The following is an 11,576-nucleotide window of genomic DNA, read 5'->3' as shown; positions in this document are numbered from 1 at the left end:
TGGCACTATTGCCCGCTGGCTTGCTTACAAATTGAAACAGTTGACGGCCGGCAGAAAAAGCCCGGAAACATCCCGGGCGCAGGATTCCTCGCATGAGACGGATTCCGGGGCGCAAGGACGCGCAAGCAAACACCCCGAGCAATCCGGTTGCGACCACAAACAAGGAAATACGCATGGACAGACGGGACCCGGCAGCCGATTCGCGCACGAGCGCCAGCAGGAAGGGGAAATTCCCGCTCGGAACAGTGATCGCCCTGCTCTCGGTGGCCTTGCTGGCGGCGCTGGTCTGGTACCTGACCAGTAATGCCGGCAAAGCGAAGCCGGGCGCACCAGGGACGGCGCAGACCGCCAGCACCGGCGCGAGTGCTGCAGGTGCTGCAGGTGCTCCCGGTGCGGCGGGTGCTGCCGGTGGAGGCGCGCGCCCGGCTGGTGCGGGCGGCGGCCGCGCTGCGGCCACCACGGTTGGCGTCGCGCGCGCCGAAAGCGCCGACATTCCGGTGCAAGTCGACGCGCTGGGCACCGTGACATCCCCGGCCATGGCAATCGTGCGTGCCCAGGTCTCGGGCGTGCTCCAGAAAATCCATTACACCGAAGGCCAGGCCGTCAAGGCCGGACAACTGCTGGCCCAGATCGATCCGCGGCCGTTCGAAATGGCGCTGATGCAAGCCAGCGGCCAGCGCCAGCGTGACGAAGCACAGCTGGATAATGCACGGGTGCTGCTCAAGCGCTTCAGCACGCTGCTGGAGCAGGACTCGATTGCGCGCCAGGAGGTCGAGGCCCAGGCCGCGCTGGTAAGGCAACTGGAAGGCACGGTGATGACTGACCGCGCCAACGAAGGAACGGCCAGGCTGAACCTGGGCTACACCAGGGTGACGGCGCCGATCGCCGGCCGGGTCGGGCTGCGTAGTGTCGACCTTGGCAACATCACCGGCCCCAACGATGCCAATGGCTTGGTCACCATCACCCAGGTTGCGCCGATCGACGTCGTGTTCGCGGTGCCGCAGGACCAGCTTCCCGCGCTGCGCCAGCAACTGAAAGCCGCCGACAAGATGACAGTGACCGCATGGGACCGGGACCGGACCAGGCTGCTGGCGACCGGCCGCTTCCTCGCGCTCGACAACCAGATCGACGCACAAACCGGCACTGCGCGCGCCAAGGCACGCTTCACAAACGAAGATTCGACACTGTTCCCCGGCCAGTTCGTCAACGTGCGCTTGCAGCTGCGCACCATTGCCGACACCGTGCTGGTGCCGATCTCCGCGCTGCGCCATGGCAGCAGCGGTGATTATGTCTATGTATTCAACCCGGAAACCAAGACAGTGAAGCTGCGCCCGGTCCAGGCCGGCCGGATCGTGGGTGACAAGGTGCAGATCGTGTCGGGCGTGAAACCCGGCTGGCCGGTGATTACCGAAGGTGCGGATCGCCTGCGCGACGGCTCGCCGGTCAACCTGCCGGGTGACCGGCCCGGCGCACGCGGCATGCGCGGCCAGGGCGGCGCTGGCCAGGCTGGCCAGGCCACGCCGGCAGGCACTGCAGCCAATGCGGGGGCGCAGGCAGCGCCCGCCGCCGGGTCAGCTGCGGCGGCTGCGGCGCCATCGGCCGCGCCCGCAGGACCTGCCGCGGCCGGAAGCCAGCGCCAGTCCAGCCCGGCGGATGCCGCGGCGCCGGCTCGCGAACAACGCCGTCGTCCTGAAGGACAGGCGCAATGAGCATGCTGCCTCCCCGCACCGCAGCTGAGTACCCTCGCAGATGAGTCCATCCACACCGTTCATCCGGCGCCCGGTTGCCACCGGCCTGCTGATGCTGGCCATCGTGCTGGCCGGATTGCTGGGCTTCCGGCTGCTGCCCTTGTCGGCGCTGCCGCAGATCGACTATCCGACCATACAGGTACAGACTCTCTACCCCGGCGCCAGTCCGGAAGTGATGAGCCAGACCGTGACCGCGCCGCTGGAGCGGCAGTTCGGCCAGATGCCCGGGCTGGCGCGCATGAGCTCGACCAGCGCCGCGGGCGTGTCGCTGGTAACGCTGCAATTCGATCTTGGCCTGGGGCTGGATGTCGCGGAGCAGTCGGTGCAGGCTGCAATCAATGCCGGCGGCTCGCTGCTGCCGGCGGACTTGCCGGCGCCGCCGGTGTACGCCAAGGTCAACCCGGCCGATGCGCCAGTGCTGACGCTGGCGATCACCTCCGACACCCTGCCGCTGACCGAGGTCCAGAACATCGTCAACACGCAGCTGGCGCTGAAGATCAGCCAGGTCAACGGCGTTGGCCTGGTCACGCTGTCGGGCGGACAACGGCCGGCAGTCAGGATACAGGCGGACAGCCAGGTGCTGGCCTCGTATGGCCTTGGCATGGATACGATACGCACCGCGATCGCCGCGGCCAATGCCAACAGCGCCAAGGGCAGCTTCGATGGCCCGACCCGGCTGTTCATGATCAATGCCAATGACCAGCTGCAGCAGGCTACCGAATATCGCGACCTGATCATTGCCTGGCGCAACGGGGCGCCGGTGCGGCTGTCGGAAGTGGCAAAAGTGGTCGACGGCGCCGAGAATGCGCGGCTGGCCGCATGGTCGGGCAACAAGCAGGCCATCATCCTGAACGTGCAGCGCCAGCCCGGCGCCAACGTGATCAGCACGGTGGACGCCATCAAGGCGCGCCTGCCCGAGCTTCAGAAAGGGCTGCCGGCGGCGGTCAGCCTGGATATCCTGAGCGACCGCACCACCGGCATCCGCGCCTCGGTCAAGCATGTGGAAATCGAATTGCTGCTGGCGGTGGTGCTGGTAGTGCTGGTGATCTTCGCCTTCCTGCACAGCGTGCGCGCCACCGTGATTGCCAGCCTGGCAGTGCCGATCTCGCTGATCGGCAGCTTCGGCCTGATGTACCTGCTGGGCTACAGCCTGAACAACTTGTCGCTGATGGCGCTGACCATCGCCACCGGTTTCGTGGTCGACGATGCGATCGTGATGATCGAGAATATTTCCCGCTACATCGAGGAAGGCGAGTCGCCGATGGAGGCTGCATTGAAGGGCGCCGCGCAGATCGGCTTCACCATCGTGTCGCTGACGGTATCGCTGATCGCGGTGCTGATTCCGCTGCTGTTCATGGGCGATGTGGTGGGCCGGCTGTTCCGTGAATTTGCGGTGACGCTGGCAATCACCATCGTGATCTCCGCCATCGTCTCGCTGACGCTGGTACCGATGCTGGCCAGCCGCTGGCTGGAGCCGAAAGAGCAGCGGGAAAACGCGCATTCGCCATCATTCTTCAGCCGCATCGGCGGCGCGATACAGCGCGGCTTCGAGCGCGTTGTCGGCCATTACGACCGCAGCCTGGTGTGGGTGCTGGAGCGCCAGTCGCTGACGCTGCTGGTGGCGCTGGCCACGCTGGTGCTGACGGTCGCGCTCTATATCCTGATACCAAAGGGCCTGTTCCCGACGCAGGACACTGGCCAGCTGAAACTGCGGGTGCAGGCCGGGGAGTCGGTTTCGTTTGCCAGAATGAGCGAACTGCAGCGACTGGTGGCGGCGCGCGTGCTGCAAGACCCGGCGGTCGAATCGCTGAGCTCGGTGGTCGGCGTCGACGGCGCCAACAACACCATGCTGCACACCGGCAGCATGCTGGTCAACCTGAAGCGCGATCGAAGCGACTCGCAGCAGGCGATCATGGACCGGCTGCGCGAAAGCGCAAGCCAGGTTGCCGGCATCACGCTGTACCTGCAACCGACCCAGGACCTGACCATCGACGCCGAGAGCGGGCCGACCCAGTTCCGGCTGTCGATGGAAGGCGTCGACACCGCCACCGTTCGCGACTGGGCCACCCGCCTGGCCACGCGCATGCGGGAGTTGCCGCAACTGCGCAATGTGCACAACGATGTGGGCGCCCGCACCAGCGCCGCGGTGGTCCGGATCGACCGCGACACGGCATCCCGGCTGGGCGTCAGCGCGGCGGCAATCGACGATGCGCTCTACAACGCATTCGGCCAGCGCATCGTGTCGACCATCTTCACGCAGAGCAACCAGTACCGCGTGATCCTGGAGGCGCAGCAGGCCGGGCTGGCCTCACCCGAGGGCTTGGGCCAGTTGCCCTTGCGCACCAGTTCCGGCAAGACCACGCCGCTGTCATCGGTAGCGCGCATCGAGGTGCAACAGGTGCCGCTGCAAGTCACCCACGTCGCGCAATATCCGGCAACCACGCTCGGCTTCGACACCGCGCCCGGGGTGTCGCTGGGCACGGCAGTGGAGGCAGTCCGGCAAGCGACGCGTGACATCGAGCTGCCGGCTGCAGTCAGCATCGATTTCCTCGGGGCAGCAGGCGCTTACCAGGCATCGCTGTCCAGTCAGCTCTGGCTGATCCTGGCTGCGGTGATCTGCGTCTACATCGTGCTCGGCGTGCTGTACGAGAGCTACATCCACCCGCTGACCATCCTGTCCACCCTGCCCTCTGCCGGCGTCGGCGCGCTGCTGGCGTTGATGCTCGCGGGTCATGAACTGGGTGTGATCGGCATCATCGGCATCATCCTGCTGATTGGCATCGTGAAGAAGAACGCAATCATGATGATCGACTTCGCCATTGATGCCGAACGCAATCAGGGCAAGTCGCCGCGCGAAGCGATCCACCAGGCTGCGCTGCTGCGGCTGCGGCCGATATTGATGACGACCATGGCCGCGCTGTTTTCGGCGGTGCCACTGATGCTCGGCTTCGGCGAGGGCGCCGAGCTGCGCCGGCCGCTGGGCCTGGCCATTTTCGGCGGACTTCTGGTGTCGCAGGTGCTGACGCTTTACACCACGCCGGTGATTTACCTCGGCTTCGACCAGCTGGCGCGGCGCTGGGGCCGGCGCCAGCTGGTCGAAGGCGATGAACCCGCGGCCGCGGCTGCCGGAGAGAACGCGTGAACCTGTCCGAGCCCTTTGTCAGGCGGCCGATCGCCACGGTCCTGCTGACCGTCGGCCTGGCGCTGGCCGGCATCGCGGCATTCTTCGTGTTGCCGGTGGCGCCGCTGCCGCAAGTCGATTTCCCTATCGTATCGGTGTCGGCAACGTTGCCTGGCGCCAGTCCGGAAACCATGGCGACCAGCGTCGCCACGCCGCTTGAGCGCCGGCTGGGCGCGATCGCCGGAGTCAATGAAATAACCTCATCCAGCGGCACCGGCAACACCCGCATCAGCCTGCAGTTCGACCTCAACCGCAAGATCGATGCCGCCGCGCGCGAAGTGCAGGCCGCGATCAACGCCTCGCGCGCCGACCTGCCTTCCACGCTGCGCAGCAATCCGACCTACCGCAAGGTCAACCCGTCCGACGCGCCGATCATGATCCTGGCGCTGACCTCGCCTACGCTCAGCCCGGGGCAGGTGTATGAATCGGTTGCCAACATCGTGCAGCAGAAGCTGTCGCAGGTAGCGGGCGTCGGTGATGTCGAACTCGGCGGCGGTTCCTTGCCGGCGGTCCGGATAGAACTGCTGCCCTATGCGCTCAACCGGCTCGGGCTATCGATGGAAGACGTGCGCGCTGCCCTGCAGTCGACCTCGGCCAACCGGCCCAAGGGCCGCATCGAGACCGAGGACGAAGGCTTCCAGGTCTATTCGCAGCCCGCCGGCCAGGGCAAGGGACGGCCGACTGCGAGCGATTACAGCGACCTGGTTGTTGGCTGGCGCAACGGCTCGGCTATCCGGCTGTCCGACGTGGCGCGGGTAATCGATGGCGTGGAAGACACGCGCACGCTCGGGCTGTTCAACGGCCAGCCGGCAGTGATCGTGCTGCTGCGCCGCCAGCCGGGCGCCAACGTGATCGAAGCGGTGGACAGCGTGCGCGCCCTGCTGCCCGAATTGCAGGCGCAATTGCCGGGCGACGTGAAGATGCAGGTGGCATCGGACCGTACGCTGTCGATCCGTTCCTCGCTGCACGAGATCGAACTGACCCTGTTGATTTCGGTGGTGCTGGTGGTGCTGGTGGTCAGCGCCTTCCTGCGCTCGGTGCGCGCCACCGTGATTCCGGTGGTCGCCACGCTGGTGTCGCTGGCCGGCACCTTCGGCGCGATGTACCTGATGGGATTCTCGCTCAACAATCTGAGCCTGATGGCGCTCACCGTCGCCACCGGCTTCGTGGTCGATGACGCCATCGTGGTGCTGGAGAACACCAGCCGCCACATCGAGCAGGGCATGGACCGCTTCAAGGCGGCGCTGCTGGGCGCGCGCGAAGTCGGTTTCACGGTGGTGTCGATCAGCCTTTCGCTGGTGGCGGTATTCATTCCCCTGTTGTTCATGGGCGGCCAGGTCGGCCGCCTGTTCCGGGAATTTGCGCTGACGCTGTCGGCTGCAGTGCTGATTTCGCTGGTGATCTCGCTCACCACCACGCCGATGATGTGCGCCTGGCTGCTGAGATCCGGACCGCAAGCGCGCCGCCCGGGACGCATCTCGGCCGCCTTCGAGCGCGGCTTCCAGCGCATGCAGGACACCTATGCAAAAGCACTCGACTGGGCACTGGAGAACCAATGGCTGGTGATGTTCGTGCTCGGGTGCGTGGTGGTGATGAATGTCTGGCTGTTCATGGCGGCGCCCAAGGGGTTTTTCCCGCAACAGGATACCGGCCAGTTGAATGGCGGACTGCGCGCGGACCAGAGCATTTCCTTCCAGGCCACGCAGGCCAAATTGCGGCAGCTGGTCGATATCATCCACAAGGATCCCGCAGTCGAGACCGTGACCGGTTTCACTGGTGGCGCGCGGGCCGGCGGCGGCTTCGTTTTTGTCTCGCTCAAGCCGCGCAGCGAGCGCCAGGAAGGCGGCCAGGCAGTGATCGCCCGCTTGCGGCCGCAACTGGCCGCCATCAGCGGCGTGACCCTGTTCCTCAATCCCGTGCAGGACGTGCGCATGGGCGGCCGCCAGAGCAATTCGACCTACCAATACACGCTCAAGAGCGACAACCTGGCCGACCTGCGGCGCTGGGCCGGGCAACTGGCACAGCAAATGAAATCCGAGAAGGTGCTGACCGACGTCGACACCGACCAGCAGGACAATGGCGTGGAGACCTATGTCACCGTCGACCGCGACCGGGCCGCCCGGCTCGGATTGACCGCACGCGATATCGACAATGCGCTGTACAACGCCTTTGGCCAGCGGCAGGTGGCGACGGTCTATGGCGAACTGAACCAGTACCGGGTGATCATGGAAGTCGATCCGGTTTATGCACGCAGCCCGGCCGCGCTCAACGACGTCCATGTGCCGGTGCGTTCGGGCGCGGTTTCCGGCGTCAGCAGCGTTCCGAATGCGCCAGGAACCACTGCCGCAAGTGCGGCGACTGCGGCAACTGTGGCAGCCACGGCGGCCGCGACCGCAACAATGGCAACGCGCACCATTGCCAATCCCGGCCTGCGCGACCCCTCCACCGGCCAGGCCGTCAACACCGGCGCCAGCGTGATGGTGCCCTTGTCCACTGTTGCCAGCTTCAGTCAGCGCGGCACCGCCAGCGCCATCAACCATCAGGATGCGCAGATCGCGACCACCATCTCGTTCAACCTGGCCGAGGGCAGCAGCCTGTCCGACGCCGAACAGGCAATACGAGGGGCAGAAGCGGCGATCGGCATGCCCGGCAATGTGCGCGGCAGCTTCCAGGGAACAGCGCGCGCCTTCCAGGACTCGCAGGCAAGCCAGGGCCTGCTGATCGGCGCTGCACTGATCGTGATCTATATCGTGCTCGGCATCCTGTATGAAAGTCTGGTGCATCCGGTGACGGTGCTGTCGACCCTGCCGTCGGCCGGGGTTGGCGCAGTGCTTGCGTTGCTGCTGTTCAAGATGGAATTTTCGATCATCGCGCTGATTGGCGTATTCCTGCTGATCGGCATCGTCAAGAAGAACGCGATCCTGATCATCGATTTCGCAATCGAAGCCGAGCGCACGCGTGGCCTGGCGCCGCTGGATGCCGTGCGCGAAGCCTGCCTGCTGCGCTTCCGGGCGATCCTGATGACAACGCTGGCGGCCGCATTGGGCGCGCTGCCCCTGGCAATCGGCTTTGGCGACGGCGCCGAACTGCGCCGTCCTCTGGGCGTGGCGATCGTTGGCGGCCTGATAGCCAGCCAGGTGCTGACGCTGCTGACAACGCCGGTGGTTTACCTGATGCTGGACCGGCTGCGCCGCAAGAGCAGCACGGGTGACACGGGCGGCAAGCAGGCGAAACTGGCCGGCGCCGCCAGTCCGGCATGAACAAATATGGATACCCTTCAAGGCATGACCCGAAGCACCAAACCATGACAAAACCATTTCCTCGCGTTGTCCTGAAACCACTGGCCGCGCTTCTGCTGCCACTGATGCTTGCCTCCTGCGCCGTCGGACCGGACTACCAGCGTCCGGCGGCTCCCGCTGCAACGCGGTACAAGGAAGCTGGCGACTGGGTCAGCGCCGCACCGGCCGATGCAATCGAACGCGGCGCCTGGTGGGAGCTGTTCGGCGACCCGATCCTGAATGAACTGATGCCGCGCGTCGCGGTATCGAACCAGAACGTGGCTGCTGCCGCTGCCGCCTATGCGCAAGCGCGGGCACTGGTGACGCAGCAACGGGCGGCGCAATTCCCGACTGTCAACCTGTCGGGCCAGGGCACCCGCAACGCCAGCGACAGCACCACAGGGACCGGTACGACGGTGCGCGGCGGCACCACCATGCAGGTCAACCTCGGTGCCAGCTGGGAGCCGGACGTCTGGGGCCGGCTGGCACGCGCTGCTGAAGGCGCACGCGCCGGCGCTGACGCCAGCGCGGCTGACCTGGCGACGGCGACACTATCGGCGCAGGGCGAACTGGCCGCGAACTATTTCTCGCTGCGTGCGAGCGATGCGCAGTTAGCCTTGCTGCGCGAGACGATCGCCGGCTACCAGCGCGTGTTGCAGATCGCGAAGAACCGTTATGACGCCGGCGTGGCGCCGCGCACCGACCAGCTGCAGGCACAAACGCAACTCGCCAATGCCCAGTCCGACGAGCTGGGCCTGACCCGCCAGCGCGCGCAACTGGAACACGCGATCGCAGTGCTGACCGGCGTTGCGCCTGCGGAATTTGCGCTGCCGCCTGCGCCTGCATGGAAGCCCTCGTTGCCGGCGGTTCCTGCAAGCCTGCCCTCGGTGTTGCTGCAGCGGCGGCCCGATATTGCGGCGGCTGAACGGCGGGTTGCCCAAGCGAATGAACAAATCGGGGTTGCCCAGGCTGCGTGGTACCCGAATCTCGGGCTGAGTGCTTCCTACGGCCTGGGCGCGAGCACGCTAGGTGACCTGTTCAGTGCGCCGACCACCGCCTGGTCCCTGGGCTTGTCCGCCGTACAGACGGTATTCAATGCCGGCCTGACGCGGGGACGGGTAGAAGCGGCGCGTGCCGCATGGGAGCAGACGGTGGCGCGCTACCGGCAAACGGTACTGACGGCATTCCAGAACGTGGAGGACCAGCTGGCTGCAACCCGGGTGCTTGCGGGACAGCTTGAGCAGCGGCGGCTGGCATCCGCATCCGCCGACCAGGCAGAGACGCAGTTCCTGAACCGCTATCGTGCCGGGCAGGTGTCCTATACGGAAGTGGTGACGGCGCAGGTGGCTGCGCTGAATGCACGACGCGCATTGACGCAGGCCCAGGCGGATCAGTTGACGACTGCGGTGGCCTTGATCCAGGCCCTGGGCGGGGGATGGCGGATGCAGGGCGGGTAACGGGAGCGGTCCTGGCGTGCGCCGGCCTGCGCTGTCAATCGAGATGTGGGTAATGATCAGCCCGCAGCCCCGCGGGGCAGCTACGGTAAAATGCCCAACTAACCGAATCGCCCCCACCTCCAATGAGCAACGACAACAAAAGCCCCGCCGCTGCCCCGGCATCGAATTTCCTGCGCGGCATCATCGAATCCGATCTCGCCACCGGCCGCCATGCCAGCCGCACCGATGCCAACGGCAACCCACTGCCCCAGGTCATCACCCGCTTTCCGCCGGAACCCAACGGTTACCTGCATATCGGCCATGCCAAGTCGATCTGCCTGAATTTCGGGCTGGCCCGCGACTATCAGGGCCAATGCCACCTGCGCTTTGACGACACCAATCCGGCCAAGGAAGAACAGGAATACGTCGACACCATCATCGACAGCGTGCACTGGCTCGGATTCGACTGGAATGACGGCAAGAACCAGCACCTGTATTACGCCAGCGATTATTTCCCGATGCTGTATGCGATGGCCGAATACCTGATCGGCGCCGGCCATGCCTATGTCGACAGCCAGACCGCCGAGCAAATGGTTGCGGCGCGCGGCGACTTCAACACGCCGGGCCGCGATTCGCCGTTCCGCACGCGCACGCCGGAAGAATCGCTGGCGCTGTTTCGCCGCATGCGCGCCGGCGAATTCGGCGACGGCGAGCATGTGCTGCGGGCAAAGATCGACATGGCCTCGCCCAACATGAATCTGCGCGACCCGGCGATCTTTCGCATCCGTCATGCCCACCATCACCGCACCGGAGACCAGTGGTGCATCTACCCGATGTACGACTACACGCATCCGATCTCGGACGCGCTGGAAAACATCACCCACTCGATCTGCACGCTGGAGTTCCAGGATCACCGTCCCTTCTACGACTGGGTGCTGGAGCGCCTCGCCGAAGGCGGATTCTTCAAGAAGCCGCTGCCGCATCAATATGAATTCGCCCGCCTGAACCTGACCTACGCCATCACCAGCAAGCGCAAGCTGCTGCAACTGGTCGAAGAAAAAATCGTCGACGGCTGGGACGATCCGCGCATGCCCACCATCGTCGGCATCCGCCGCCGGGGCTACACGCCGGAATCGATACAGATGTTTTGCGAGCGCATCGGCGTGACCAAGTCCGACAGCTGGATCGACATGAGCACCCTCGAAGGCGTCTTGCGCGAGGACCTGGACCCGAAAGCGCCGCGCTCGGCCGCGGTGCTGCGTCCGCTTAAGCTCATCATCGACAATTTCCCGGAGACCCTGGTCACCGAATGCAGCGCCCCGGTCCATCCGCACTTCCCGGAACGCGGCGTGCGCCGCTTCCCGATCAGCCGCGAGCTGTGGATCGAGGAAGACGATTTCATGGAACAACCGGCCAAGGGCTATTTCCGCCTCTACCCCGGCAACAAGGTGCGGCTGCGCTACGGCTATGTGGTCGAATGCACCGGCTTCGACAAGGATGAAACCGGCCGCGTCACCGCCGTCCACTGCCAGTACTTCCCCGACAGCAAGAGCGGCACCGAAGGCTCGGCGAACTACAAGGTCAAGGGCAATATCCACTGGGTCAGCGCAGCACATGCGGTGCAAGCCGAAGTGCGCTTGTACGACCGGCTGTTCGCCGATCCGCATCCGGACGCCGGCGGCCGGGATTTCAAGCAAGCCCTGAATCCGGCGTCCATGGAAGTGGTGCAGGCCTGGCTGGAGCCGGGACTGGAGCGGGCGCAGGCGGAAGACCGCTACCAGTTCGAGCGGCACGGCTATTTCGTCGCGGATCGAAAAGACTCGAAGCCGGGCAAGCCGGTGTTCAACCGGATCGTGACCCTGAAAGATTCCTGGGCCCCCGCCAAGGGATGACAGCTGCTCGATGCTGGGCTGCTTTCGGCTTCTGGCCGCAA

At 65.6% G+C, this 11,576-nt stretch carries 5 protein-coding genes; all 5 read left to right on the top strand.

Annotation, left to right across the window (positions count from 1 at the left end; all coding sequences use genetic code 11):
* Window positions 1-173: 173 nt before the first annotated feature.
* The 5 genes from FVE66_RS00970 to FVE66_RS00950 all read left to right on the top strand — a co-directional run bounded on the left by FVE66_RS00970 (window position 174) and on the right by FVE66_RS00950 (window position 11,535).
* Window positions 174-1,709, top strand: a complete 1,536-nt coding sequence (locus tag FVE66_RS00970) for an efflux RND transporter periplasmic adaptor subunit (RefSeq protein WP_151445522.1) — start codon at window positions 174-176, stop codon at window positions 1,707-1,709.
* 40 nt (window positions 1,710-1,749) lie between these two features.
* Window positions 1,750-4,890, top strand: coding sequence for an efflux RND transporter permease subunit (locus FVE66_RS00965; RefSeq protein WP_151445521.1), 3,141 nt, complete (start codon window positions 1,750-1,752; stop codon window positions 4,888-4,890).
* Complete coding sequence (locus FVE66_RS00960; protein ID WP_151445520.1) at window positions 4,887-8,189, top strand: efflux RND transporter permease subunit; 3,303 nt, start codon at window positions 4,887-4,889, stop codon at window positions 8,187-8,189. The genes FVE66_RS00965 and FVE66_RS00960 overlap by 4 nt, the downstream gene beginning before the upstream one ends.
* 44 nt (window positions 8,190-8,233) lie before the next feature.
* A complete protein-coding gene (locus FVE66_RS00955; RefSeq protein ID WP_151445519.1) occupies window positions 8,234-9,664 on the top strand; it encodes an efflux transporter outer membrane subunit in 1,431 nt (476 codons plus the stop codon).
* A gap of 122 nt (window positions 9,665-9,786) precedes the next feature.
* The gene (locus FVE66_RS00950; protein ID WP_151445518.1) at window positions 9,787-11,535 is read left to right on the top strand and encodes a glutamine--tRNA ligase/YqeY domain fusion protein; all 1,749 of its coding nucleotides are present in this window, start codon (window positions 9,787-9,789) and stop codon (window positions 11,533-11,535) included.
* Window positions 11,536-11,576 lie beyond the last annotated feature (41 nt).

Origin of the sequence: Lacisediminimonas profundi (assembly GCF_008831265.1) — a bacterium.
In the GTDB taxonomy this organism is placed as follows: domain Bacteria; phylum Pseudomonadota; class Gammaproteobacteria; order Burkholderiales; family Burkholderiaceae_D; genus Lacisediminimonas; species Lacisediminimonas profundi.
The sequence above is the reverse complement of the archived record's forward strand: the minus strand, read 5'-3'. Positions and strand labels throughout refer to the sequence as shown.